The sequence below is a fragment of the Micromonospora aurantiaca ATCC 27029 genome (genome assembly GCF_000145235.1).
Classification (GTDB): Bacteria; Actinomycetota; Actinomycetes; order Mycobacteriales; family Micromonosporaceae; genus Micromonospora; species Micromonospora aurantiaca.
Window position 1 is genome coordinate 409,755 of record NC_014391.1, and the last position, 26,214, is coordinate 435,968.

Consider the following 26,214-nt stretch of genomic DNA (forward strand, 5'->3'; position numbering starts at 1 on the left):
GGGTGTGGCATGGTTGAGGACGTGGCGAACCCGGCTGGCGAGCGTTCAGGTCAGTTCGGCGCGCTCGGCCTGCATCTCGCCGACCCGCGCGTCGAAGCCTCCGTGCTGGGCGTGCTCGACCGGGTCGAGACGAACCTGCGGGCGAGCGTGGCGAGCGCCGATCCGCTGGTGACCGAGGCGTCCCGGCACCTGGTCGAGGCCGGCGGCAAGCGGTTCCGTCCGCTGCTGGTGGCGCTGGGCGCCCAGTTCGGCGACCCGGATACCGACCAGGTCGTCCCCGCCGCCGTGGTGATGGAACTCACCCACCTGGCGACGCTGTACCACGACGACGTGATGGACGAGGCCGCCGTGCGTCGCGGCGCCCCGAGCGCCAACTCCCGCTGGACCAACTCGGTGGCCATCCTGGTCGGCGACTACCTCTTCGCCCGGGCCGCGGACATCGCCGCCGACCTCGGCCCCGAGGCGGTACGCCTCCAGGCGCGCACGTTCGCCCGGCTGGTGCACGGCCAGATCGCCGAGACGGTCGGCCCGCGCGACACCGACCCGGTCGCGCACTACCTGCACGTGATCGCCGAGAAGACCGGTTCACTCATCGCCACCTCGGCCCGCTTCGGCGGCATGTTCGGCGGCGCGGCTCCCGAGCACGTCGAGGCCCTGGCCGAGTACGGCGAGATCATCGGCGTCGCGTTCCAGCTCTCCGACGACCTGCTGGACATCGCCAGCGAGTCGGTCCAGTCCGGCAAGACGCCCGGCACCGACCTGCGCGAGGGCGTACCCACCCTGCCGGTGCTCTACGCGATGGCCTCCGACGACGCGGACGCGGCGAGCGTACGGCTGCGCGAGATCCTGGCCACCGGCCCGCTGGTGGACGACGCGTTGCACGCCGAGGCGCTGGGCCTGCTGCGGGAGTCGCCGGCGCTCAAGCGCGCCCGGGAGACGGTGCGCAGCTACGCCGAGGACGCACGCGCCCGGCTGGCTCCGCTGCCCGAGGGTCCGGCGCGTCGCGCGCTGGAGTCCCTCTGCGACTACATCGCCGACCGCACCAGCTGACCCCCGCGCGCCCACCCTCACTCGCTCGGGCTCTCGTCGATCATGAAGTTGACGGCCGCCCGTACGGCGTGTCGCGCCGCTAACTTCATGATCGACGCGACGGGGCTCGGGGGCGACGCGGACGGTCAGGGGAGGGCGGGGGTGGGGGTGGGGGTGGGGGTGGGGCGTAGGAGGCGGGCGCCCAGCAGCATCAGGAGGGCGGCCAGGAGCATCGCCGCGGCAGCAGTCAGCCACATCGCCGGGTAGCCCGCCGCGCCGGCCAGCGCGCCCAGGCCGAGCGGACCCAGGCAGCCGCCCGCGTACACCCCGGTCTGGGTGATCGAGGTGGCGGCGGCCGGGGCCTGCGGGTGGAGCCGGACCACGGCGAAGTTCATCAGCCCCGGCCAGGCCCAGCCCAGACCGAAGCCGAGCACCACGCCCGCTACCAGCGGCGCCGATCCGGCCACCGCGAGCAGGATGAGGCCGACCGAGCCGGTCAGCAGCATACCGGCGATCAGCCCGACGTGCCCGCTGGTGCGCCGGTCGGCCAGCCAGCCGACGCCCACCCGGGCGAGCACGCACACCACGCTGCCCAGGGTCAGCGTCAGGCCGGCCAGGCCGGGGGAGAGCCCTCGCGCCGCAGCCGAGTCGACCAGGAACGTGCCGAGGGCGTTCGCCGCGGCTGCCGCGAGCGTCGCGGCCAGCCCGATCACCACGAGCGGGCCGGTGCCGCCGGGACCGCGACCGGAGGCGGTCCGGGCCCGCCGGTCCCGTCCGGCCCGGGGTACGGCCGGCAGCACGGCGAGCGCGGCCACCGCTGCGGCCACGAAGGCCCAGCGCCAGCCGGCGGTGAGCGCGACAGTGGGTACCGCCAGACCGGCCAGCAGCGTAGCGGCCGGTACGGCAGCCTGCTTCACGCCGAACGAGAGGCCCTGCCGGTGGGCGGGTACGTGCTCGGCCAGCGCGGCGTTGCTGGCGAGCTGCCCGAGGGCGTTGGCGGCTGCGCTGAGCGCCAGCAGCGCCACCAGGATCGGGTACGACCGGGCCAGCCCGGCCACTGCGAGCAGCGAGGCGGCGGAGAGCAGGATGGCGGCCCGGGCGACCGGGGCCGAGCCGAAGCGCTCGACCAGGGCGCCGGAGGGCACCGAGGCGAGCGCGCTCACGCCGAAGTAGATCGAGACGGCCAGGCCCAGCCCGGCCGGGCTGAAGCGGAGTTCGTCAGCGAGCTGGACGGCGAGCCCACCGACCAGGAAGACGGGCAGGACGCACACGATCGTGGTGAGGGTGGCGCCCGCGCCGACCGTGACGGCGTGGCGGGACGCCGGAGGGGCGACTCGCGAAACTGTTTCAGTCATCGCGAGCACACCTTACGCCCGGACGTTTTGGCTGCTCATCGTGTCCGTCGACACACGGTCTGTGTCCGGTCTTCTGGCATCCTCCATCCGAACAGGCATTTCGCACTCGGCCGGTTTTTCATATGGTGTAAGTCCCCGGCGGCGGAGGTGGTTGTGCGCGACCCCTTGGCGGAACCTTCGGACCTGATCCGTAGCGTGTCTCGCGCGCTTCGAGTGCTCGAGTCGGTCGGCCGTGCGCCGAGAGGGCTCACCGTGAAGCAGATCGCCCGGCGCTGCGAGCTGACCGTCGCCACCACCTACCACCTGGTGCGCACGCTCGCGTACGAGGGCTACGTGATCCGGCGCGAGGACGGGACGTACATCGTGGGGTTGGAGGTGGCCGACCGCTACCGCGAGCTGGTCACCGCGTTCCGGGGGCCGCCGGCGGTGGGTGAGGCGCTGCGCCGCGCGGCGTCGGACACCGGCTGGAGCCACTACCTCGGCCGTTTCGTCGGCGGGCAGGTGGCGGTGACCGCGTCCGCCGAGGGGCCGCGCTCGCCCTACATGGAAGACCTGGTGCCGGGCTTCGACGAGGGCGCGCACGCCACCGCGCTGGGCAAGAGCCTGCTCGCCACGCTCACCACCGAACAGCGCTTCCGCTACCTGCGCGAGTACGGCATGCGCCCGTTCACCACCGCCACCCTCACCACTGTCGAGGCGTTCGAGGCGGACCTGGCCGCCGGTGACCGGCGCGGCATGCAGCTGGAGCTGGGGCAGTTCCGGCAGGGCGTGGCGTGCGCCGCGGTGCTCGTCAGCCCGGACAAGGACATCGAGCGCCGGGTGGTGCTGGCCTGCGCGCTGCCGGCCGGCGAGATGATGACATCGGCCCGGGTGGTCCGCGCCAAGCTCCTCACCGCCGCGCGCGCCATCGCCGACGGGATCGCCTCCGAGAACTGACTCGCCGCGCGCCGATCCCCGCCGGGACCGCCTCCGAGAACTGACGAGGGGCCGCCGACCTGGTGGGTCGGCGGCCCCTCGCGGGGCGGTCCAGCGCCGGACCGCCCCCGGGGTGGGTCAGCTGCCGACCGGGCCGCCGTCGAGGCGCCAGGTGACCACCACGCCGGGCTTGGCGAAGTCGCCGTCCGGCCAGGTGGAGGCGGGGTTCTCCACCGACGCGCCGGAGACCTCGCCCGGGTGCTGCACGGCCACGAAGACCGAACGGTTGTCGCCGGTGATGAACGGGCCGCAGGTCTCCGCGCCGAGCGGCACGGTGAGGAACTGCTTCAGGTGGCCCCGCTCCGGACCCTCGACGGCTGTGGCGAACAGGCCGTCGTTGCTGCCCAGCGCGTTGCCGTCGGTCGAGATCCACAGGTTGCCGGTGGCGTCGAAGGCGACGTTGTCCGGGCAGGAGATCGGGGAGACCTTCGTCTTGTCGTACCCTGCGAAGTAGGTCGAGGCGTCGGCCGGGTCGCCGCAGACGATCGGCAGCGACCAGGCGAAGGTCTCGGCGGTGTTGTCGCCGCGGTCCTCGACCAGCTCCAGGATCTGCCCGTGCTTGTTGCTGTTGCGCGGGTTCGCCTCGTCGGCGGGCGCCTTGCCGGCCTTGCCGCGGTCGCTGTTGTTCGTCAGCGCCACGTAGACCTTGCCGGTGAGCAGGCTCGGCTCGACGTCCTCGGGCCGGTCCATCTTGGTGGCGCCGACCTTGTCCCCGGCCAGCCGGGTGAAGGTGAGCACGTCCGCGGCGGTCATGCCGTCGACGTACGAGCGGTTGCCGCTGACCAGCTTGATCCAGCGGCCCCGGCCGCCGAACCCACCGTCGGCCGGGAGCTTGCCGGAACCGTCGATCTCGGCGGCCGGGCTGTCGCCCTCGATCTTCGCGACGTAGAGCGTGCCCGACTCCAGCAGCGTCAGGTTGTGCCGCCGCGCCACCGAGGACTTCCCCGGCATGAACTTCTTGTCCGAGACGAACTTGTAGAGGTAGTCGAAGCGCTCGTCGTCGCCCATGTACGCGACCACCCGGCCGTTGCGCGCCACGATGACGTTCGCGCCCTCATGCTTGAACCGGCCCAGCGCGGTGTGCTTGCGCGGCTTGGCCTGCGGGTCGAACGGGTCGATCTCGACGATCCAGCCGAACCGGTTCGCCTCGTTGGGGTGCTTGGCCAGGTCGAAGCGCTCGTCCGCCCGTTCCCACTTGCGGCTGCCGCTCGGGTGGCGCACGTCGGTCGGGATGCCGTACCGGGCCAGCTTCGGCTTCTGCTCCTCCGGCGCGCCGTCTCCGCCGACGAAGTACTGGTTGAAGTTCTCCTCGCCGGAGAGCACTGTGCCCCACGGGGTGACGCCACCGGCGCAGTTGTTGAGCGTGCCGATCACCGTCCGGCCCTTCGGGTCGGCGGCGGTACGCAGCCACGACGAGCCGGCGGCCGGGCCGGTCAGCTCGAACTTCGTCGCCAGCGCCGTGACCCGGCGGTTGTACTCCCGCCGGCCACGCCGTACCGGCTGCCACTGACCGGTGTTCTCCACCCGCTCCAGCTCCACCACGGACATGCCGTGCGCGGCCATCGCCACCCGTACCTGCTCCACTGTGAGCGCGTCCTGGCTGCTGAAGCCGGGGAACATGAGGTCCTCGTTGGTGTACTCGTGGTTCACCACGAGCAGCGCGCGCCGACGGTCGATCGGGAGCACGCCGACGAAGTCGTTGTTGTAGCCGAACTGCTTGGACTGGGCGGCGGCGGTCTGCCGGCCCAGGCTGAACGCGGGCGCGCCGGGCACGACCTCGTCACCCCAGCGGATCACCACGGAGTGGTCGTACCCGTTGGGGACCACGAGGGTGTCGAGCTTGTTCGGCGGGATCGGCTTGAACGTCAACGCGCCGCTACCAGGGCGGCCCGCGCCGGCGGGCGAGACCTCGCCGCCGCCGGGAACCGGCGGGGCGGCGGGCGCAGCGGCGGCCGGCGCGGCGCCGGCGAGCGCGCCCGCGGCGGCGCCGCCGAAGCCGAGCACCAGCGCGCCGACCGCGCCGGCCCGGACCACGCCGCGCCGGGAGATCTCGGTGTCGACCACGTCGCCGAAGTACGGGTTGTCGGTCGGGTTCGGCACCGGGTGGTCACACGCGTTGCCGCACCGGTACAGACAGGTCATCGCGTCGCGGCTGCCGTGGCGGGTGCCACCCAGCAGCGGAAGCAGGCGAGGCCGGTCGCTCATGAGGTGGAGCCTCCTGATCTCAACGTCGGAAGGCGCGCGGGCGAGACGGCCCGGGCGCTCACCCGCCGGACGCTGCCAGGGCACGGTGAGCGGGGATCGGCCCGGACCTGAACCGGACGTGAACAGCTCCGCGTCGACCTGCGGATGAACCGTTCGGCGTCACGGCACGTATGGAAGGGCGAACGCATCGCCGGTTTCCCCGCCGCCGGAAGCGAGGTACCGCCATCAGCGACCACGACGCCCAACTGCTGCGCGCGCTGCACGACGAGCATGCCGACGCGTTGTACGCGCACGCCCTGCGGCTGGTCAACGGCGATCGGCCCCGGGCCGAGGACCTGGTGCAGGAGACGCTCCTGCGCGCCTGGCGGCACCCCGAGTCGCTGGACCCGCGACGCGGCTCGGTACGCGCCTGGCTGTTCACCACCGCGCGGAACCTGGCGATCGACGCCTGGCGGCGGCGCTCGGCCCGGGTCGGCGAGGTCTACACGGACGAACTGCCCGAGACCGCCGAGACGGTCGACGAGACGGAGCGCGCGGTGGAGGCGTGGACCGTGGCCGAGGCGCTCAACCGGCTCAGCCCGACCCACCGGGAGGTGCTCGTCGAGTGCTTCTACCAGGGACGTTCGGTGGCGGAGGCGGCGGCACGGCTGGGCGTACCGCCGGGGACGGTGAAGTCGCGTACCCACTACGCGCTGCGCTCACTACGGTTGGCGCTGGCCGAGATGGGGGTGACCGGGTGACACGCTGCGAGTTCGCGCACGACGACGGGGCGTACGTGCTCGGCGCGCTCGCCCCGGCGGACCGGGTCGCCTACGAGCGGCACCTGGCCGGGTGCGCGCAGTGCCGGGAGGCGGTGGCCGAGATCGCCGTGCTGCCCGGCCTGCTGGGGCGGCTCGACCCGGCCGGGCTGGAGCAGTTCCTGGAGGTCGGGCCGGAGACGTCGCGGGTGCCCGCGCTGCTCGACGCCGCGCGCGAGCGCAAGCGCCGCGAGCGGTCCCGCTCCCGCCGACGGTACGCGCTGACAGCGCTCGCCGCCGCCGCGCTCGCGGTGCTGGCGGGCGTCGGCGTGGGACTCGTGCAGTCGCCCGCCGAGCCGACGAAGCCGCCGGTGGCGCTGGCCTCGATGCGGCCGGTGGCCGGGACGGTGCCGGTGCACGCCGAGGTGGGGCTGACCGAGACGCCGTGGGGCACCGAGGTCACCATGCACTGCGGGTACGACAGGCGGGCCGGGCACCGGGAGGCGTACACGTTCCGGCTGGTGGCGCACGGCCCGGACGGCGCGACGGAGCAGATCGGCTCGTGGCTCGCCGCCCCCGGTGACGACCTGCGCTTCTCCGGCGTCACCCGCTTCACCAAGGGCGAGCTGGTCCGCCTGGAGCTGCTCCGAGGAACAAACGCCCCCGTCCTGGCCTACGACCTGCGCTGACCCTGCCCCCGCCCGCTCTCCCCGTTGATCTTGCACTTGCGGCCCTTGGTGCGGCTGGTTCGCCCCTTTCGCCGGGGCGGTAAGTGCAAGATCAGCGGGACGGGGTGGGGGTGGGGGTGGTCGGGGTGCGGGCGGCCTGGCGGGTGCGGTGGGAGTGGCGCAGGGCGTCGGCGGTGAAGACCACCAGGGCGAGCCAGACCAGGGCGAAGCCGGCCAGCCGGGCCGGCGGCATCGGCTCGTGGAAGATCAGCACGCCGCAGCCGAGCTGGAGGATCGGCGCGAGGTACTGCAGCATGCCGACAGTGGACAACGGCAGCCGGTTCGCCGCCCCGGCGAACAGCAGCAGCGGGATCGCGGTGGCGGCCCCCGCCAGCACCAGCAGCGCGGTGTGCCCGGCCGAGACGTGCCCGAACGTCGAGTCGCCGCGCGCCGACAGCCACCCCAGGTACGCCAGTGCGGGCAGCGCCAGCACCGCCGACTCGACGAACAGCCCTTCCGTGGCGGGCAGCGCGAGCTGCTTCTTGACCAGCCCGTACCCGGCGAAGCTGAACGCCAGGGTGAGCGCCAGCCAGGGCAGGCGGCCGTAGTCGACGGTGAGCACCGCGACCGCGAGCGCACCCACGCCGAGCGCCGCCCACTGGGCGCGGCGCAGCCGTTCCCGCAGCACCAGGACGCCGAACAGCACCGACACCAGCGGGTTGATGAAGTAACCGAGCGCCGTCTCCACCACCCGGTCGGAGTTCACGCCGTAGATGTACGTGCCCCAGTTGACCGCGATCAGCGCGGCGGCGAGCCCGATGCCGGCGAGCGCCCGGGGCCGCCGGGCCAGCTTGCGCAGGAAGCCGGCGTGCCGCGTGGCGGCCAGCAGCAACGCCACGAACGCCACCGACCAGAGGATCCGGTGCGCGAGGATCTCCACCGGCCCGGCCGGGCGCAGCAGCTTCAGGTAGATCGGGAAGAAACCCCAGATCAGGTACGCGCCGACGCCGTACAGGTAGCCGAGCCGGAGCTGGTTCACCGCTCCACCGTAAGTGGTGGATCCTTATCTTGGTCCTTATCGGTGACCGGCGTCACCCGCTGATCCAGCTCCATCCACCGATCCGCTGCGACCGGCTTGAAGCCGATCTTCGCGTAGACCCCGTGCGCGTCGAGCGTGGCCAGCAGGATCCGGCGTACGCCCAGCTCGTTCAGGTGGTCGCGGACCGCGCCGGCCAGCCAGGTGCCCAGCCCGCTACCCCGCTCGGCCGGGTCCACGTACACGTCGCAGAGCCAGGCGAAGGTGGCCCCGTCGGTGACCACCCGGGCGACAGCGACCTGCCGTCCGTCACCCGGCCGGTAGACGCCGAAGCCGATCGAGCCGGTGAACGCGCGCGCCACCGTCTCCCGCTCCCGCCCCAGCGCCCAGTACGCGTCGGTGGAGAGCCAGACGTGCACCCGGTCCAGGTCGATCCGATCCGGGTCGGTGCTGATCTCGTAGCCGTCCGCGCGGGTCAGGGTGAACACCCGGCCGAGGCTAGTACCCCCGGCCGGGGCCCTCGCCAGCCAATTCCCTACGGCTGGCCTGGTGGCCCCGGCCGGTCGCGACGCCGGCCGGCCGGGGTCCGGTGTCAGTCGCGGTCGAGGACGGCGCCGAGGATCCAGGTGACGATGCCGACGAAGAGCGCGCCCAGCACCGCCTCCGGCCAGAACCCGTCCACGTGGAAGGGCAGTCCGGCCTCACCGGCGATCCAGCTGGTGAGCAGGAAGAGCAGGCCGTTCACCACCAGCGCGATCAGGCCGAGGGTCAGCAGGTAGAAGCCGCACCCCACGGTCTTGATGATCGGCTGGAGCACCGCGTTCACCACACCGAAGATGACCGCGACGAGCACCAGCGTGATCACCGTCTCGGTGGCCGAGTCGGAGTCGAGCGAGATGCCCGGGATGAGCAGGGTGGCGAGCCAGAACGCCACCGCCGTCGAACCCACGCGAATCAGAAGACCCTTCAGGAAATCCATGGCCGGGATCGTGCCACGGCCGTACCACCAGGGGAAGGCTCGACCTGGTACGCGGCGGTGCGGCTCGTCAGTGCCGGGCCGGGCGACCGACCAGTTGCGACTCGACAGGTGTGGGCGAGAGCAGCGCCCAGCGCAGGGCCCGCCGGTTGACCACAGCCACCATGTCGTCGCGGATCCGGGTGAGCCACTCGGCGGAGCCGCCCAGGCCCAGCGCCGCGCCCGCCAGCGCGGCCTCGTCCGGGTCGAGCGGCTGGAGGATCGCCAGGTCGGCGCGGGCCAGCGCGGGCGTGTCGGCCGAGGTCAGCTCGTCGCGGACCACCAGCACCGACTGCCAGGCGGCTGCCGGTCCGGCCTCCGGCGGCACCGGGCCGGCGTCCACCACCACCAGCAGCGGGTGCAGCGGCGAGCCGGGCGCGCCACCGGCCGGACGGCCCGGCGGGAGCAGCGGTACGCCGCCGCCGACCGTCCCGACACCCCGCACGAACGGCTCCCAGAAGCGGGGGCGGCCGGTCTGCACCACCACGCGCGCGCCGAGCGCCAGCGCCCGCAGCACGAGCAGTTGCGCCGCGGGCACGCCGCCGACGAGCAGCACCCGGGTCGTGGCCGGGCGGAACAGGCGGACGGTGAGTGCGGCGCCGTGCCGGTTCGCGCCCACCATCAGGCCGGCGGCGGCCGAGGGCAGGTCCAGCGCGGGCGGAGGCGACCCGGCCGGGGACGCGGCCCCACCGGTCACCGCCAACGGCAGCGTGGCGACCAGCCCGGCGAGGTGCTCACCGTCGAGCCGGCGCAACTCGCCGCCGACGTCACCGGCGATCCGGCGCAGCGTGCGTTCCGCCGTCGACAGCCCGGCCGCGCTCCCGGCCGCCACCCGTACCGCCAGCTCGGCCGGGACCGGCGCGGTGCCGGTGCGCGGACCGGCTGTGAGCGCGACTGTGGTGGCGGTCGCGGGCAGTGCGAGCAGGCGGCCCACCAGCCCCCGGGCCGCCTCGCCACGCGGATCCGGCCACCGGCGCAGTCGCCAGGTGGCCTGCGTCAAGCCACCGACAGTGAGCAGCGGCCAGGTCTCCCGTACCGGGGCTCCGGGCTCGTGGTGGGCAAGTTCGGCGATCACCCGCAGCGCCGCGTCGCCGCCCAGCGGCCGGGCGGTGAGCGGGCCGAGCCGGCGGACGAGTCGCCGCAGGGTGCCGGACAGTGCCCGCAACAGGTCCTCGTCCGGCCAGCCGTCGGCGCGCAGCACCTGGACGGCCAGCACCACCCGTGCCCGCGCGGCCACCCGCCCGTCGGTGAGCTGGCGGTACGACGTCCCGGCCGGACCGCCGGCAACCGCGGGCACCGGTGCGGGCGACGACGAGAACACCAGTTGCAGCCGGATCGCGGGGGCGTCCGGACCGGCCGGGGGAAGCAGGTCGAACGGCGTGGGCAGCTCGTGCGCGTGGTCGCCGAGCAGGTCGTCCGGGTCGCCCAGCTCCAGGAGGGCGGTCAGCCCGGCGGCGTCGTGCAGCACGGCCGCCCCGCCGGACGCCTCCGTCGCGCCGACCACCGAGCCCGGCCGGAGCAGCCCCAGCAGCGCCGCCGGATCGGCCGCCGGTGGCAGGGCGCGCCGCCGCGTCACGTACGCGGCAGCGGTGACGAGCCACTCGTGCAGCCAGCGGCCGCGCACCCGGACCCACGCGGCCGGCAGCAGCAGGGCCGCCGACAGCAGCGCGACGGCCGTCGGCACGACACCCCGCCCGGCGGCTGCGACCAGCACCGCCGCCGCGACCTGGGTGGCCACGATCTGGCCGGCGCGCAGGCGAGCGGTCGGACGATTCGTCCACTGTGGCGTGCGGACCGGGACAGACGCGGGCCGCTCGGACGTGCTCGCGGTCACCGCACCTCCTCGCCGGGCCTCCGCGTGACGTTGCCGTGGCTCATCGTAGTGGGCGGGTTGTCCACAGGGGAGCCCGAGGGGGTAGCAGAACCGGAGTCGGACGACTACCGTCAGCGACGAAATCGTCGAGTTGCGTGTCCGCCGCCGCCGGGCTTCCCCCTCCACCGGCCCCGGACCCCCGCCGACGAGTCCACGGTGGTCACACGGTGGCCAGCCACGACCGAGGAGACGAGGTGACGTCCGGGATGTCCCAGACCCAGGCAGAAGCCGCGGTGATGCAGCAGACCGCCGCGAAGTTCGAGCAGGTCGACCAGTCGCTCCAGACCATGCTCAGCGGCCTGATGGCCGAGCTGGAGGTGTTGCAGCAGGCCTGGCGGGGTGCCGGTGGGCGCTCGTTCGCGCAGGTCAAGCAGCAGTGGGCGCAGGACCAGGCCGCCCTTCAGCGGGCGCTGCGCGAGACCGCGACCGCGATCCGCAGCGCCGGCCGCCACTACGACGTCTCCGACACCGAGGCCGCCGGCCGGGTGGCGGGCACCAACCGCGGCATCCAGCTGCCGCTCTGACAACCGGAAGGATCGAATCCATGGAGCACGGTGTGCTGGTCGTCAACTTCGCCGCCCTGCAACAGGCGGGCGCCGACATCCAACGGGCGCTGTCCACGCTGGAGAGTCAGCTCGGTCAGCTCGAACGCGACGCCGCCCCGCTGGTGGCGAGCTGGAACGGCGAGGCCCGCGAGGCGTACGAGGTGCGGCAGTCCCGGTGGCGGGCCGCCTCGCAGGACCTCCAGGCGATGCTGCGTGACATCAAGCTCGCCGTCGAGGACTCCGCGACCGACTACCTCGACACCGAGAAGCGCAACGCCAACATGTTCCAGTGAACCGACGCCGCGCGGCCCGGGCAGGTGACCCGGGCCGCGCGGCTTCGCGCGTGGCCGGCGATCAGCTCGGAACTGCCGGGTCCGCCGCCCGCCAGCGCCTGCGTGCGCCGCGCGGCAGCACCAGGGCGAGCGCCGCCACCAGTGCCACCGCCCCGCCCGCGACGGCGGCGGCCAGCAGCGCCCGGTCCCGGGCCGTGTCCCGGCGGGACTGGCGGGCCAGTGCGGCCGGATCGGGCCGCTCGGCGGGAAGCGCCGCCCCCGGCCGGGTGCGGGTATCGGTCGCGCCGGCCGACTCGGTCACCGCCCGGTACGGGTTGAGCACCCCCGCGCCGTAGCCCGCGTCCCGCCCGGGCGCCGGGTCGGCGGCGGCCACGATCAGGCCGGCCACCTCGGCCGCGCTCAGCCGGGGCCGGTACTGGCGCAGCAACGCGGCAGTACCCGCCACGAACGGAGTGGCGTAGCTGGTCCCCTCCGCCCGCTGGTGGCCCGACCTGGGCGCCGCCATCAGCACCTCGCTACCAGGGGCGACCACGTCCACGTACGAGCCGGTCTGGGAGAACGCCGAGCGTGTCCCGTCCCGCCCGATCGCGCCGACGCCGAGCACCCCGTCGTACGCCGCCGGGTAGGGCCGGGGATCCCCGTTGTCGTGCAGGTTGCCGGCGGCGGCCACCACCACCACGTCCCGCCGCACCGCGTAGGCGACGGCGGCGCGTACGGCCGGGTCGTCCGCGTACAGCACGACCGAGAGGTTGAGCACGTCGGCGTCGTGGTCCACGGCCCAGCGGATGGCCCGGGCGAACCCGGCCGCGTCGACGGTACGCCCCGACTCCCGCCCGTCGACCACCTGCTGCTCGCTCACCCGTACCGGCAGGATGCGTGCGTCCGGCGCGAGGCCGCGGAACGCGACGCCGGGCTGCGGCGCGGCGGCGATGATGCTCGCCACCCCGGTGCCGTGCCCGGCGCAGTCCCGGGTGCCGTCCCCGCTCCGATCGAGGAAGTCGGCGCCGTCGAGGACGCGACCGGCCAGCTGCGGGTGGGACCGGTCCACTCCCGAGTCGACGACCGCGACCACGACCCCGGCCCCCGTTGCGAGGGGGGTGAGCCGTTCCGGGGCGTACCGCTGCTGCGGCCACGGCTGGTCCGCCACCGGGCGGGCCGGCGCGGGCGGCGAGGCGCAGCCGGCGGGTGCGCGAGCCGTCGCCGGAGCGGCCGGAACCCCGGCGACGAGGAGCGTCGCCAGGGCGGCCACGACGGGGTACGCGACTGGCCGAGACATCGACGACCTCCGTAACGTGTCGGCTCCGGAACGGGATGTTAGCGGCTCACTCACGTCGGGGCCGACCGTCGATGGCCAGAAGTCCTGATCTTGCTGCCACCTTGTAGGTTGTATGCGATGCCTGTGGCCTGTTCGCGGAAGGAGAGGTGGCCGTGACCGGATGGGAGCCGGCCACCGAGGCCGAGGTGGCGATGCGGGACGCGCTGCGCGCGCAGGACCAGCAGCAGTACTTCCGTGCGCTGACCCGCGTCGATCTCTTGCTTCCGGTCGCGAACGGACCGACCGCCGGGTGGGGCACCTGGACCTCCGGGGGGCGCACCCACGTGCTGGCCTTCACCTCCGTCGCCGCGCTGCGTGCGAGCCTGGGGGAGAACGCGGGCCCCACCCGCCGCGTCCCCTACCCGGACCTGGCGGCCGGCTGGCCGAACCCCGAGTGGTGGTTGGCGGTCAACCCCGGGCTGCCGATCGAGGGCTACCTGCCCGCCTGGTACGTGGCTCAGCTCTCCCGGGGCGACGTCCGGCTGCCCGGACGCACGATGGGCGCCCGGGCCCGGCTGGAACGGGTGGAGAACGCCACCCGGGGAGCCCGGAACACGGTGCCCGAGGCCGCGCCCCGCCCGCCCGCCGTTCCCGTCCCGCCGGCCGCCGTCACCCCTGCTCGGGTGCCCCCTGCCGTCGTCCCGCCGGCCGCTGCTCCGCCTCCGGTCGTGCCGCCACCCGCGGTGCCGCCTCCGGCCGTGCCGCCCCTTGCTGGTGCTGGTGCGCCGGGCCGGGACGAGCGGCTGATGGAGACCGACGAGCCGGCCACGGTGCCGATGCGGGCCGCCTCGGTCCTGGGACGGCGACTGCCCACCGTGCCGCCGCGCCGCCGAGCGGCGGACAGCGACGTCCCGAGCCGGACCACTTCCGGCGCCGAGGCGGATACGGACGCCCTCGACGGCTGGCTCACCGACCTGCGCCGTCGCCCGGACGAGCCGGACCCCTTCGCCGCCGCCCCGGCGGCACCCGCCGACGAGCCACCGGCCGCCGCCGCTCCGCCGCCGGCCCGCTCCTTCTTCGAACCCTCGTCCGGTGGCCGCTCGGCCCGGCGCCCGTCGCCGCTGGACCCGTCGCGCCGGGCCGGCGACCGGGCCACCCCACCGACCCGGTTCGCCGGCGGGCAGCCGTTCCCGCGCCGACGGCCGCTGAACGAGCCGGTACGCGAGGGTCCGACCCACGCGTTCGCGGCGCGGCCGGACGAGCCGCCAGTGCCCCGGCCGGACGAGGCGACGCAGGCGTTCCGGCCGACCCGCCCGCCCGAGGACGCGACCGAGGCGCTGCCCCGCCGTCACGCCGGACCGGCAGACGCCGGAACGGCTGCGGCGACGCACGCCGGACCGGCCGTGGCAGCCCACGCCGGACCGGCCACTGCTGACGGATGGAGGGCCGCGCCGGGCGGCACCGAGGACGAGACCACGCGGTGGGAGACGATCGACGAGCCGGCGGAGGAACTGCCTCCGTCGATCGCCGAACCGGTCTCCGCGCCGCCCGCGCCGCGCCGCGACTTCACACCCATCGTCATCGAGGGCACCGTCATCGAGGCCCGCGACCTGACCGAGCCCGCGCCGCTCTGGTCCGCGCAGCCGGCCGGTCCGGTACGCGCGGAACCGGCCGAGGGCGCGGCCACGCCCTGGGCCGGAACCACCGACCCGACGATGCCGCTCTCCGTGGACCCGCCGGTCGCAGACGACACGGTGAACCTCACCGAGCCGACGCCGGCCCGTACCGGGGCCACCGCCGCGACGGACCGGAGTACGCCACCCGACGAGCCGACCGTGTCGCTCGCGTCGGAGTCCGAGCCCACGACGTCGCTGTTCGAGCCGCCGACCCCGGCAGGCGAGGCCACCGCGCCGCTGTTCGTGTCGTCGGCGGCGTCGTCGTCGGCGTCGTCGTCGGCCGAGCCGACGGTCTCGCTGTTCGATCGGGTTTCGACCGAGTCGACCGCGCCGCTGGCCGGCCGGGATGGGGCCGAGCCGACGGTCTCGCTGTTCGATCCGGCCCCGACCGAGCAGACCGCTCCGCTGTTCGACCGGGCACCGGCGGAGCCGACCGTGTCGTTGTTCGATCCGGTGCCGTCCGAGTCGACGACGTCGCTGTCGGACCTCGCGCCGGACGACCCCACTGCGCCACTGACCAGCCCGCCGGCCGAGCCGACCGCGTCGCTGTCCGACCCCGCGCCGGCGGAACAGCCGACCGTGTCCCTCTTCGAGCCGGCGACCGGCGACGAACCGGTCGCCACGTCGCTGTTCGCGCCCGGTGAGCCGACCGTGGCGCTGTCCACGCAGGCGCCGGACACGGCGGGGCCCGCGGCCTCCGAAACGACTGACGAGCCGCCGTCAGGCGACGGATCGGCCGCCGAGTTCGTACCGGCGAACGACGTCGAGGAGGACCTGCTGGCCGCCGCGGGCAGCGGCAGCACCGACGGCTTCCTCACCACCCTGCTGCTGGCCCGGGTGCTGCTGCCGGTCGCGCCCGACTCGGCCACCGGCAGCCGGCCGGGTGACCCCGGCTTCGTCTGGCACGCCGACCAGGTCGACGGCGGGAGGTGCGTCTCGGTCTACACCTCGCCGGAACGCCTGGCCGAGCACACCGAGGGCCAGATCGAGACGGTACGGGTCAAGTTCGTCCAGCTCATCCGCAGGTGGCCGGACGTGGCGTGGTCGTTCCGGGTCAACCCGGGCAGCCCGGTCGGCGCGACGTACCCGGGGGAGCAGGTCCTCGCGCTCGCCAACTGGGCGGCCGAGGTGGGCCTCGGCGACGACCCGGAGCCGGCCGCCGCGCCGCAGCAGGCGGAGCGACAGCGTCCGGAGGCGCCCACGAACACTGCGGACCGGCCGGTGACCATGCAGAAGGCGATCGCGGCGAGCCAGCTCGCGTACTACCTGGAGCGTGGCTACGACCGGGTCTCCGGATTCGTGCACCGGGCCGGGGAACTGGCACACCTGCGTACCCCGGCGGAGCTGTACCGCGCGCTCGGCCTCGGCCACCCCGGTTCGCCGTTCTCCCCGGACGACGACGAGATATACCTGCTACGCTGGCCCGCCTACCGGCCGAGCCTCTACCGGATCCCGTACGGCGGCCCGAACGAGGCGGCGATGCGGGCGATGGAGGGCTGGGTGATCGAGCGGTCCCCGTTCCGCGGCAACGGCTTCGCGCCGGGGGAGAGCAGCGACGTGATCGCCGAGTTCAAGGTGGACAGCGCCCGGCTCCCCCACGGCGCCGAGCTGTGGCGGGTCGGCTCGGACGGTGACAGCAAGCTGGTCGCGGTCCTGGACACCGACGAGCTGCTGTGGCGGAAGGCGGGCGAGGCGTGAGCCGCGACGGCTACGTGGCCCGCTGGCGAGGGCGGGAGTACCAGGCCAGCCCCGACGGCGACGACATCCGCCTGTACCAGCCCGGCCCGGACGAGGGATTCACCGAGGTGCGCCCCGGCCGGTACGTCCGGGTGGTGCCGGCCGCCGAGGTCGACGATCTGGCGTACGTGCGGACCACCTGCACCTGGCAGGGCCAGCCGTTCATCGTGCTGGCCGAGCACGAGGGCTGGTTGCGGCTGGAGTACACCGGCGGGCGCTGGCCGGTGGCCGAGGCGATGGGCTTGGAGGCGTTCGACTTCGGCGTCTACCAGGGCTGGGCGCCGGCGGCCGAGGTGGCCGACCTGGGCGAGCAGCGGGTCTGAGTCAGGACTTCGCCCAGCGCAGGATCTCGCCGAGCACCACGTCCCGGGCCTCCACGTGCGGGAAGTGGCCCACGTCGTCGAGCAGCCGCCACTCGTACGGGGCGGTGACGTAGCGGCCGGAGCCCTGGGCGGTACGGGGGAGCGAGGCCCGGTCGAGCGCGCCGTGCAGTTGCAGGGTCGGCGTGACCAGCGGCTTCTGCATCAGCTTCACGAAGCGGTAGCCGTGCAGCCGCAGCACGGAGCGGAACGCCCAGCGGTAGCCCTCCATCGCGCAGAACGCGGCCTGCGGGATCTGCATCGCCACCCGGCAGCAGTGGGCGTAGTCGGCGAAGTCCGGGCCGGACACCCAGCGCGGGCCACCCCACCGGCGCAGGATCTCCTCCACCTCGGCGGCGCCGTCCCGGGCCAGTACGTGCTCGTAGCGGGGGAGCTGGAACTTCAGCGTCGCGGTGGCCGAGGTGAACTGGCCGCGCGGGTCGGCGAAGATGGCCGCCCGCAGCCGCAGCGGATGCGGCGCGCCGAGCACCACGAGCCGCCGGACCAGGGTCGGGTGGAAGGAGGCGGCGGTCCAGCCGATGAGCCCGCCCGCGCCGGTGCCGACCACGGTGGCCGACCGCTCACCGAGTGCCCGGATCAGGCCGGCGACGTCGGCGGCGAGCGTGTAGCCGTCGTACCCCCGGGGTGGCTTGTCGCTCGCACCGTAACCGCGCAGGTCGACAGCGACCGCGCGGAAGCCCGCGTCGGCGACCGCGGGCAGCATCTCGCGCCAGGCGTACCAGTATTCGGGGAAGCCGTGCAGGAAGAGCACCATCGGGCCGGTGCCCGCCTCGACGACGTGGAACCGGCTGCCGTTGGCGCCGACGAACCGGTGCGTCCACGGCCCTTCGGGCAGGACGCAGGACTCGTCGACGGGTCCGCCGCGCTGGTCGGTCATGGGGCACAGCCTAGGGCCGCCGGTCACCCACCGGCCCCGCAGGTGACCAGGATCAGGGATTTCTCCGGGCGGTCACCCGGAACCGCATACCCGGCCGCCCGCCGGGTGCGTGAGGGCGCCGATACCGCCTGTCACTCCTCGATGATCCGCATCGGGATGCCGGGTCCGCAGTCGACGGAGCGGTCCCGCGCGGTGAGCCGCAGCGTGACCAGGTCGCCCTTGCGCAGCTCGCCGGCGTTCGGGCCGTACACCGCGTACTCCGTGCCGTTCTCGTCCATCAGCCCGTAGCACGGCCCGGGACCGCCCCGGGTGATCCAGCCGGCGACGACGCCCGTGGGCCGGTTGTCAGTCGGTCTCTTCGGCGGGCCGGCGGGCCGGCGCAGCGTCGGCAGGTCGGTGGCGGACAGCGGCGTGGGGCGGCCGGCGGGCGAGGCGGGGCCGCTCGCGGCCGGCTGGTGGTCGTCGGACACGGATCCTCCGTCTCGGCCGCGCCGGCGATCAGCGCCATCGCGGAGCGGCCGGCAGCGTGGTGCGGGTGTCGAACGGATGGGACGCGGGTGGGGTACGCCGGGTTCCCCGGAAAGGGCGATGCCCGGGCGGGTGAACCGCCCGGGCATCGCGTGGTGCGTCGATCAGTGGATCAGGAGAAGCGGACCTTCACCGAGGTGCCGTTCTGCTCCAGGACCTTGATCTTGGTGCCGGTGGCCGGGAGCTTGACGCCGTGGTTCGGCAGCTCCGGGTACCAGTACTGCTTGGTGTCGTCGAACAGCGGCTGCGCCGCCTGGCCGCGGATGTACTGCGGCTGGCTGTTGAGGTGCAGCGTGAACGAGTCGGCCTTCTTCAGGCTGAACGGCGCGTCGTAGACCTGGACGCGGGCCCGCCAGGGCTGCCCGGTCAGGTTGTAGATCGGCCGCGGGTGCGCGTCGATGATCATGTTCCGACCCTCACCCGGGTGCGCGAACGTGTCGTTGTCCGCGAACCGGAGGTTCCAGTAGGAGATCAGCAGACCCTCCTGGTACGCGTAGTGGTCCACGTAGTCCGGGCGGGTGTTCGCGTAGCCGAAGAAGTACGGGCCGGTCTTGAGGTACTTGTCGTACGAGACGTACGACCGGTTGCCGGCGATGTAGTAGTTGTCGAACTTACGGGTGTAGGTTTCCTCGACGATGCTGAAGCCGCTGAGGGTCCAGCCGTTCGCACCGGCCTCGGCGCCGTCGGTGAGCACCGTCTGGCCGTCGGCGGTCACGGTGATCGCGTCACCGTAGAAGCCGCCCTCGGAGACACCGCCGTCCGTCTGGTAGCGGAGCCGGAACTGCGCGACCTTGCCGGCGACCGCGTCCATCGGGATGTTGACGTCGACCCACTGGTCGTTGCTGGAGCCGTCCAGGGCGTAGCGCCCGGGGGAGATCTCCTTCAGCGGGGCGCCGTTGGCCGTACCGGCCAGCGAGGTCCAGGTCTGGCCACCGTCGGTGGACGCCTCGAAGAACAGGTAGTCGTAGTCCGCCTCGATGCTGTAACGACCCTTCATCGACAGCGCGGCGCTGGTCTTCCCGGTGAGGTCGACAGTGCGCGTCATCGTGTTGTTCAGGTCGTCGTCGTTGCCCGAGAAGAACTGCTTCGTACCCTCGAACGGCTTGCCGTTCTGGAACGTGTACTCCCGCTGCGGCAGCACCACCACGGCGGCCTGGGCCTTGTTGGAGTTGTACTCCTGCGGGCCCAGCTCCAGGGTGCGCTTCTGCCCGGCCACGACAACCTCGTAGTCGAGCCAGCCGAGCTGGAGCTTGTTCCAGGCGCCGAGGTCGCCACCGCGCTCGCCGATGCCGCCGTCGTTCTTGGCGCCGAGCCGGCTCTGGGCCATCAGGGTCCAGTGCTCGTTGTTGTTGTCCCCACCGCTGACCACGTTGTAGTCGTCCGGCAGACCGAGGTCGTGGCCGTACTCGTGGTAGAAGACGCTCCGGCCACCGTTCTCCGGCTGGATGGTGTAGTCACCGATCCAGACGCCGGTGTTGCCGATCTGGGTGCCGCCGGCCGGGAAGTTCTCCGGGCCGGTGTTGCCCTGGTCGCTGGCGAAGGCGTACCACCGGTGGCTCCAGATGGCGTCCTCACCCTGGTACGGGTCACCGTCGGCCTGGTCGCCGCCGGCGTGGACGATCTGGAAGTGGTCGATGTAGCCGTCCGGCTCGTTGAAGTTGCCGTCGCCGTCGAAGTCGTACCGGTCCCACTCGTCCATCGCCTTGACGTCCGCGGCGATCTCCGCGTCGGAGCGGCCCTGCGCCTTCTGGTCGGCGACCCACTGGTTGGCGGCGTCGCGGACCAGCGCCCAGGTGTTGGTGCAGACGTTCGAGGCGCACGGGTAGCCGTCGGAACGGCCGTAGCGGGCCTCGTTGTACCGCACCCTCACCCAGTTGGTGACCTCGCCGTCGACGCTGTACCGACCCGAGGACTGGGCCTCGTAGTACTGCTTCACCGACTCGTCACCGGGGGCGGTGCCGAAGTACAGCTTCCGGAAGTGGTCGGCGCTGTAGTCGGCCTGCCACACGGTGGAGTTGTCCACCGCCCGGTTGGGCTCCGGGATCTGGTTGACGCGCGGACCGTCGAACCGGGACGGGCCCGGGGTGTCCGGGTCGGTGTCCTGGTCCGGGTAGTTCGGGTGCCGCTCGTCGCCGAACTCCGCGAGGATGACGAAGATCTTGTCGGTCCGCTCGCGGGAGAGTTCGACGTACTGGTCCTTGGTCGGACCCTTGCCGGCCTTGGTGCTCTTGGCGGACCTGCCCGCCGCGGCACCTTCGGCAGCCCGCTCGCCGACCTTGACGACCGTGCTGCCGTTGATCTTCTGGGCCTTCGCCCTGCCGGACAGGACCTCGCTGAGGCCCTCCTGGCGCAGCGCGCGCCGCTTCTCCTCGAGCGGGTTGGGCAGGTCGTGCTCAGCCTGCGCAGGCTCGGCCACCGACGGGGCGGCGGCCGGCAACTTCGGCGTCGGCGCGGCGCTGGCGGACGTGCCTGCCACCAGTCCCGTCGCGGTCAGCGAAAGCCCGAGCAGACCCACTGCGACTTTGCGCACGTGGTACCTCCGGTGTGAGGGAACCGGCCCAACTGGGGGTACGGGCCGGTGGAACGTCCCACTAGTGGGACCAAGGGTGAACATAGACACTGCTGCGACTGGTGGGAAGATGTGTGCGTCGATTTGTAGCAACTTTTTGTTGGGGATGCTTTTCACCGTCACACGCCTGCCTGTCACCGAGCCGTTGACCAGCAGCGATGCCTGGATCATGGATTGCAGTGACAGTCATGGATTAAGCGGTAACGCGGAAGGGTCGGGGGCGCTCGCGCTCCCGACCCTTCCCCCATCGAGCCTGTTCAGCTCATTTTTCGGTCATTCCGGTTCCGGTTTGAACGTACGGTTCAGCTCCGCGGCGGAACCACGTACACAGTGGCGTACGAGTTGTCCTTGACGGCCCGCTTGATGATGATCGAGACGCCGTACTGGACGCCCGCGTCACCCGGGTTGCCGGTGCCGAGCACGATCGCCCCGCCACCCAGCGTCGAACCGTAGTAGTCCGTCGCCGGGGTGCCGTCCGGGTTCACCACCCGGGTCGTGTACTGCTGGTTGCCCCGCGACGGGACGACCACCGAGGCGTCGTTGTCCCGCGCGTACGCGGCGCCGTCACGGATCTCGATGCCCGGGTACCAGCCCTTGGCGTCGGTGAAACCGCGCACCGGAGCCTGCGGGCCGAACTTCGTGCAGTACTCGCTGTACGGCTCGTCCGCCGCCTCCAGGCACTCCTTGAACGGGTACGTCGGCTTCAGGCCGAACGCGGCGTTGGAGGACTGCGGCCGGCTGGGCAGGTTCTTCAGCACCGACGGGTCCTTCTCGGCCGCGACGCCCTTGCGGCGCAGCGGGTCGTTGTGCGAGTCGACGATCAGCAGACCGCCCTTGGCGCCGTAGCTGGGCAGCGCGGTCATCTGCGCGGTGACGTGGTTGACGTCGCCGAGCTGGGTGTCCCGGTACCAGACCAGCATGCCCGGCGCGTTGTACGCGATCCGGTCGACCTTCCACGCCTCGTGCGAGTAGACGGTGTCGTAGGTGTACTTCAGGCCCTTGTCGAAGCCGTCGAAGTTACGCCACTCGGCCAGGTAGTAGTGCGACTTCACCTGGGTGCCCGAGTCGATGTACCAACCCGCGCCGCTGGTGTCGGTGAAGGTGCCACCGGTCTGGGTCCAGCCCGCCGCGCCGCTCTCCACGTCGTCGCTCCAGGTGGTGGCGCCGCCGCCGGTCACCGAGAAGTCGTCGGCGAACCAGCCGCGCTCCACGAACGCCTCGTCGGTGGCGTAGCGCAGCCGCACCTGCACGGTCTGCCCGGCGTACGACGACAGGTCGACGTAGTCGTGCCGCCACCCGTTCGTGCTGCCGGTCAGGCCGTACTTCTTGTTGCCGAAGTCGACCATGCGGCCGTTCGGGTCGGCGTAGCCGTCGTTGGTGGAGACCAGCGCGCCGCCCTCGGCGTACACCTTCTGCTCGCTCCAGGTGGCACCGCCGTCGGTGGAGACCTCGACGAAGCCGAAGTCCCAGTCCGCCTCGATGACGTAGTTGTTCCACATCCAGAACTTCGCATCAGCGGCGTTCGGGACGGTCACCGTGCGGCTGAGCTTGACGTCGGCCCAGTTCTGGTCGGCGCCGGAGTACCACATGTTCGAGCCGCTGTGCGGCGTGGCCAGCGAGATCACCTTGTCCGGCAGGTCGATCTTGATGCCGTCCTCGGTGCCGACCGGCGTACGTGACGTCTGCCCGAGCTTGACCAGCTTGGACCGGTCACCCGGGCCGAACGTCTTCGGCTCGGCCCAGCCGAGCACCCACTTGTCCCAGAGGCCCATGTGGGTGGGCAGCGCCTGGAAGATCTCGCCGGAGTGCGAGCCGGACGCCATCAGGTCCCAGAAGTCCACGTCGGAGTCGGCGTTGCCGGAGGTGTCGTAGAGGTCCGGCAGGCCCAGGTCGTGCCCGAACTCGTGGGCGAAGACGCCGACGCCGGCGTCCTCCGGCTGCACGATGTAGTTCGACACCTTCAGGTTGGTGCCCGGAATCGTGTAGCCACCGGTCACGGTCGACGAGTGCGCCCAGACCGAGTAGATGCCGACGTCGCCGCCGCCGCGGGACTTGCCCTGGTTGGCGTGCACCAGCACGAGGTGGTCGATCACGCCGTCCGGCTCGTGGTAGTTGCCGTCGCCGTCGCGGTCGCTCTGGTCCTCGATGTCGTAGTCGGCCCAGGGGAAGTTCGGGTCGGCCGCGGCCAGCGCGTCGATCGCGTCGGTGGCGAGCCGGCCGGCGCCCTGCGGGTTGTCCGGGTGGCCGTTCATCGACTGCTCACGCCCGGCGACCCAGTTGCCGTTCTCGTCCTGGAAGCAGCGCGAGGCGGCGTACCAGCCCTCCGAGTGCGGCACCGTGATCCACGGGCTGGCCTGCCCGTCCACTGTGTACGCGCCCTTGGACATCTCCAGGTACATGTTGTGCATGGTCCGCCCGGCGAGGCTGATGCCCGGCTTGCCGTCCGGCCCCTTCAGGTCCTTGCGGACCCGCTCGGTGATGCCCTTCTTGCTGTACAGCATCTTGTCGTAGTGGGCCGGAGAGAAGTCCGGCACCCACATCGAGTTGTTGTCCTTGTGCGGCAGCGTGGCCGGGTTCGGGATCGTGTTGTGCCGCGGCCCGTTCTGCACGGTGCCGGGAACGCAGGTGCGGTCCTCGAACACCGTCTTCGGGACCATCACGTCGGTGAAGTCGTCGTTGGCCTTGTCGTTGAACTCGACGAGCAGCGTCAGCAGCTTGGCGGTCTGTGTGCTCTTGGCCTTCTTGATCTTCCGAGGGCTGTGGCCGGTCCGGATGGACTTGGCCTCCAGCTTGGCCAGCTCGCGGGCCGCGATCGGGTTGCCCCCGGCGTACTTGCGGTCGTAGGCGCGGGCCTCGTCCGCCGGCGAGGAGAAGACGCCGTCGCGGCCCTTGACCTCCTTGCCGCCGGTGTCCGGCTGGACCTCGGGCTCGGCGTAGTTGATGTAGTGCTCGTCCGCCCCGATCGTGACCGGTGCGGAGCGGGCCGGCTGGGCCGCCGCGCTGCCCGTCACGGTCAGCGACGTGGCCGCGAGCGCGATGGCGGGCAGTGCGACGAGTAAGCGTCGCCGTGCCCTGTGCTGCGACATGGGGAGCATGCCACTCCGTTCGTAGGGAATGGTGGGGACCGGCCGTCTCAGTGACGCTCGTCGAAATCCGCCGGTTGGCTGAACGTAACCGACGACGAGCGACATCGACAGAGTTGATCAGGCCCTCTGGCCGATCAGGTCAGTCCCGGATCCCCCGATCGACCGGCGCGGATCCCGGATGCGACGAGGGGGCGGACCGTCCGGCGGCCCGCCCCCTCGTCGGTCGACGTCAGTCCTCGTCGGACTTCCCGCCGCTCATCCCCGACGAGATCAATTCCATGACCGAGGAGTCCTGGAGCGTGGTCACGTCGCCGAGCGACCGGTTCTCCGCCACGTCCCGCAGCAGCCGGCGCATGATCTTGCCGGAGCGGGTCTTCGGCAGCTCCGGCACCAGCATGATCTGCCGCGGCTTGGCGATCGGGCCGAGCGTCTTCGCCACGTGGTTGCGCAGCTCGGCGATGAGCTGTTCGCCCGCGTCACCGGAGATCTCCGCGCTGCCGCGCGGGATGGCGAACGCGACAATCGCCTGGCCGGTGGTCGGGTCGGTCGCGCCCACCACCGCCGCCTCCGCCACCGACGGGTGGCTGACCAGCGCCGACTCCACCTCCGTGGTGGAGATGTTGTGGCCGGACACCAGCATCACGTCGTCCACCCGGCCGAGCAGCCAGATGTGCCCGTCGTCGTCCTTCTTCGCGCCGTCACCGGCGAAGTAGACCCACTCGTCCCCGGTGTTCGCACCGGCGCCGAACCGGGACCAGTACGTCTCCAGGAACCGGTTGTCGTCGCCCCAGATCGTCCGCAGCATCGACGGCCACGGCTCCTTCAGCACGAGGTATCCGCCGCCGCCGTTCGGCACCGACTGGCCCTGGTCGTCGACCACGTCGGCGACGATGCCGGGCAGCGGGCTCATCGCCGAGCCGGGCTTCGCCTCGGTCACGCCGGGCAGCGGCGAGATCATGATGGCGCCGGTCTCGGTCTGCCACCAGGTGTCCACCACCGGCAGCTCGCCGCGGCCGACGTGCTGCCGGTACCAGATCCACGCCTCCGGGTTGATCGGCTCACCGACGCTGCCGAGCAGGCGCAGCGACGACAGGTCGTACCCGGCCGGGATGTCCTCGCCCCACTTCATCATGGTGCGGATCAGCGTCGGCGCGGTGTACAGGATGGTCACCTTGTACTTGTCGACGACCTCCCAGAACCGGCCCTTGTGCGGGGTGTCCGGCGTGCCCTCGTACATGACCTGGGTGGCGCCGTTGGAGAGCGGGCCGTACACGATGTAGGAGTGCCCGGTCACCCAGCCGATGTCGGCCGTGCACCAGTAGACGTCCGTCTCCGGCTTCAGGTCGAACACCGCGTGCGTGGTGTACGACGTCTGGGTCAGGTAGCCGCCGGTGGTGTGCAGGATGCCCTTCGGGCGGGCGGTCGTGCCGCTGGTGTAGAGGATGAACAGCGGGTGCTCGGCGTCGAACGCCTGCGCCTCGTGCTCCGGCGACGCCGTCTCCACCGTCTCGTGCCACCAGTGGTCCTTCGCCGACCAGGCGACCTCCTCACCGGTACGCCGGACCACCAGCACGTGCTCGACCGACGGGCAGTTCGCCACCGCCTCGTCCACCGTCGGCTTGAGCGCCGACGGCTTGCCCCGGCGGAAGCCGCCGTCCGCGGTGATCACCACCTTGGCGCTGGCGTCCTGGATCCGGTTGGTGAGCGCGTCGGCGGAGAAGCCGCCGAACACCACGCTGTGCGTGGCGCCGATCCGGGCGCAGGCGAGCATCGCCACCGCCGCCTCCGGGATCATCGGCAGGTAGATCGCCACCCGGTCACCGGCGGTCACGCCCAGCTCGGTCAGCGCGTTCGCCGCCTGACAGGTGAGCTTGTGCAGGTCGGCGTAGGTGACGGTACGGGTGTCGCCCGGCTCGCCCTCCCAGTGGATCGCCACCTTGTCGCCGAGGCCCGCCTCGACGTGCCGGTCCAGGCAGTTGTACGCCACGTTGAGCTTGCCCCCGGTGAACCACTTCGCGAACGGGGCGTTCGACCAGTCGAGCACCTGCTCCCACGGCTGGGCCCAGGCCAGCCGGCCGGCCTGGCGCTCCCAGAAGGCCAGCCGGTCCCCGGCCGCCTCCTCGTACGCCTCGGCGGTCACGTTGGCGTTCGCGGCGAGTTCAGCCGGCGGCGGGAACTGGCGCGTCTCGTTCAGCAAGTTGGCCAATGCCTCGCTCATGCGGTGACTCCTTCGTCGCGTGACCTGCGTCTCCTACTCCGGGGAAGGTTAGTCCCGCCGTACCCCGCTCGCGACCGTCCGGCCCCTCACCGCGCGCCCAGTGGCCCTTCCCTCGCGCCGAGGTGTAAGGAAGGGCCCCTTATTAACGCCTCCGGTA

Annotated in this window: 20 protein-coding genes; 8 read left to right on the plus strand and 12 right to left on the minus strand. The window is 72.6% G+C overall.

Annotation, left to right across the window (positions count from 1 at the left end; genetic code table 11):
* Nucleotides 1-9 precede the first annotated feature (9 nt).
* Nucleotides 10-1,050: a polyprenyl synthetase family protein gene (locus MICAU_RS02055; RefSeq protein WP_013283615.1), complete on the plus strand. Its 1,041-nt coding sequence runs from the start codon at nt 10-12 to the stop codon at nt 1,048-1,050.
* 125 nt (nt 1,051-1,175) lie between these two features.
* Here MICAU_RS02055 and MICAU_RS02060 read toward each other — a convergent pair whose 3' ends face one another.
* Nucleotides 1,176-2,384 (minus strand): MFS transporter, encoded by a 1,209-nt coding sequence (locus tag MICAU_RS02060; protein WP_013283616.1) that lies wholly within the window; start codon nt 2,382-2,384, stop codon nt 1,176-1,178.
* A 153-nt stretch (nt 2,385-2,537) separates the two neighbouring features.
* Here MICAU_RS02060 and MICAU_RS02065 point away from each other — a divergent pair, with 153 nt between their 5' ends.
* Nucleotides 2,538-3,320: an IclR family transcriptional regulator gene (locus tag MICAU_RS02065; protein WP_013283617.1), complete on the plus strand. Its 783-nt coding sequence runs from the start codon at nt 2,538-2,540 to the stop codon at nt 3,318-3,320.
* A 117-nt stretch (nt 3,321-3,437) separates the two neighbouring features.
* Here MICAU_RS02065 and MICAU_RS02070 read toward each other — a convergent pair whose 3' ends face one another.
* Nucleotides 3,438-5,564, minus strand: coding sequence for a PhoX family protein (locus MICAU_RS02070; RefSeq protein WP_013283618.1), 2,127 nt, complete (start codon nt 5,562-5,564; stop codon nt 3,438-3,440).
* Between the two features lie 170 nt (nt 5,565-5,734).
* Here MICAU_RS02070 and MICAU_RS02075 point away from each other — a divergent pair, with 170 nt between their 5' ends.
* Nucleotides 5,735-6,304, plus strand: coding sequence for a sigma-70 family RNA polymerase sigma factor (locus tag MICAU_RS02075; protein WP_013283619.1), 570 nt, complete (start codon nt 5,735-5,737; stop codon nt 6,302-6,304).
* Complete coding sequence (locus MICAU_RS02080; RefSeq protein WP_013283620.1) at nt 6,301-6,990, plus strand: anti-sigma factor family protein; 690 nt, start codon at nt 6,301-6,303, stop codon at nt 6,988-6,990. Before MICAU_RS02075 ends, MICAU_RS02080 begins: the two co-directional genes overlap by 4 nt.
* Before the next feature lie 91 nt (nt 6,991-7,081).
* On the opposite strand, the gene rarD is transcribed toward MICAU_RS02080, so the two are convergent.
* The 4 genes from rarD to eccE all read right to left on the minus strand — a co-directional run bounded on the left by rarD (nt 7,082) and on the right by eccE (nt 10,854).
* Nucleotides 7,082-8,008 carry an EamA family transporter RarD gene (gene rarD, locus MICAU_RS02085; protein ID WP_013283621.1) on the minus strand — a complete coding sequence of 309 codons (927 nt, stop codon included), beginning with the start codon at nt 8,006-8,008 and terminating at the stop codon, nt 7,082-7,084.
* On the minus strand, nt 8,005-8,493 hold the full coding sequence (locus MICAU_RS02090; RefSeq protein ID WP_013283622.1) for a GNAT family N-acetyltransferase: 489 nt from the start codon (nt 8,491-8,493) through the stop codon (nt 8,005-8,007). The genes rarD and MICAU_RS02090 overlap by 4 nt, the downstream gene beginning before the upstream one ends.
* Nucleotides 8,494-8,597: 104 nt before the next feature.
* Complete coding sequence (locus MICAU_RS02095) at nt 8,598-8,984, minus strand: phage holin family protein (RefSeq protein WP_013283623.1); 387 nt, start codon at nt 8,982-8,984, stop codon at nt 8,598-8,600.
* A gap of 67 nt (nt 8,985-9,051) precedes the next feature.
* Nucleotides 9,052-10,854 carry a type VII secretion protein EccE gene (gene eccE, locus MICAU_RS02100; protein ID WP_013283624.1) on the minus strand — a complete coding sequence of 601 codons (1,803 nt, stop codon included), beginning with the start codon at nt 10,852-10,854 and terminating at the stop codon, nt 9,052-9,054.
* A 245-nt stretch (nt 10,855-11,099) separates the two neighbouring features.
* Here eccE and MICAU_RS02105 point away from each other — a divergent pair, with 245 nt between their 5' ends.
* The gene (locus tag MICAU_RS02105) at nt 11,100-11,417 is read left to right on the plus strand and encodes a WXG100 family type VII secretion target (RefSeq protein WP_018787788.1); all 318 of its coding nucleotides are present in this window, start codon (nt 11,100-11,102) and stop codon (nt 11,415-11,417) included.
* Nucleotides 11,418-11,437: 20 nt separating this feature from the next.
* On the plus strand, nt 11,438-11,731 hold the full coding sequence (locus MICAU_RS02110; RefSeq protein WP_013283626.1) for a WXG100 family type VII secretion target: 294 nt from the start codon (nt 11,438-11,440) through the stop codon (nt 11,729-11,731).
* A 61-nt stretch (nt 11,732-11,792) separates the two neighbouring features.
* Here the strand turns inward: MICAU_RS02110 and mycP are convergent, their stop codons facing one another.
* Entirely contained in the window at nt 11,793-13,007 is a 1,215-nt protein-coding gene (mycP, locus tag MICAU_RS02115) for a type VII secretion-associated serine protease mycosin (protein WP_013283627.1), read from the minus strand.
* A gap of 152 nt (nt 13,008-13,159) precedes the next feature.
* Here mycP and MICAU_RS02120 point away from each other — a divergent pair, with 152 nt between their 5' ends.
* Entirely contained in the window at nt 13,160-16,360 is a 3,201-nt protein-coding gene (locus MICAU_RS02120; RefSeq protein WP_013283628.1) for an SseB family protein, read from the plus strand.
* The gene (locus MICAU_RS02125; RefSeq protein WP_013283629.1) at nt 16,357-16,722 is read left to right on the plus strand and encodes a UCP033725 family protein; all 366 of its coding nucleotides are present in this window, start codon (nt 16,357-16,359) and stop codon (nt 16,720-16,722) included. The genes MICAU_RS02120 and MICAU_RS02125 overlap by 4 nt, the downstream gene beginning before the upstream one ends.
* Before the next feature lies 1 nt (nt 16,723).
* On the opposite strand, the gene MICAU_RS02130 is transcribed toward MICAU_RS02125, so the two are convergent.
* From MICAU_RS02130 to acs, 5 genes are all read right to left on the minus strand, one after another.
* Nucleotides 16,724-17,656: an alpha/beta fold hydrolase gene (locus MICAU_RS02130; RefSeq protein WP_013283630.1), complete on the minus strand. Its 933-nt coding sequence runs from the start codon at nt 17,654-17,656 to the stop codon at nt 16,724-16,726.
* A gap of 131 nt (nt 17,657-17,787) precedes the next feature.
* Entirely contained in the window at nt 17,788-18,126 is a 339-nt protein-coding gene (locus MICAU_RS02135; RefSeq protein WP_013283631.1) for a hypothetical protein, read from the minus strand.
* Nucleotides 18,127-18,296: 170 nt separating this feature from the next.
* A complete protein-coding gene (locus MICAU_RS02140; RefSeq protein WP_041798763.1) occupies nt 18,297-20,699 on the minus strand; it encodes an immune inhibitor A domain-containing protein in 2,403 nt (800 codons plus the stop codon).
* A 356-nt stretch (nt 20,700-21,055) separates the two neighbouring features.
* The gene (locus MICAU_RS02145) at nt 21,056-23,839 is read right to left on the minus strand and encodes an immune inhibitor A domain-containing protein (RefSeq protein ID WP_244879713.1); all 2,784 of its coding nucleotides are present in this window, start codon (nt 23,837-23,839) and stop codon (nt 21,056-21,058) included.
* A 229-nt stretch (nt 23,840-24,068) separates the two neighbouring features.
* Nucleotides 24,069-26,057 carry an acetate--CoA ligase gene (gene acs / locus MICAU_RS02150; protein WP_013283634.1) on the minus strand — a complete coding sequence of 663 codons (1,989 nt, stop codon included), beginning with the start codon at nt 26,055-26,057 and terminating at the stop codon, nt 24,069-24,071.
* Nucleotides 26,058-26,214 lie beyond the last annotated feature (157 nt).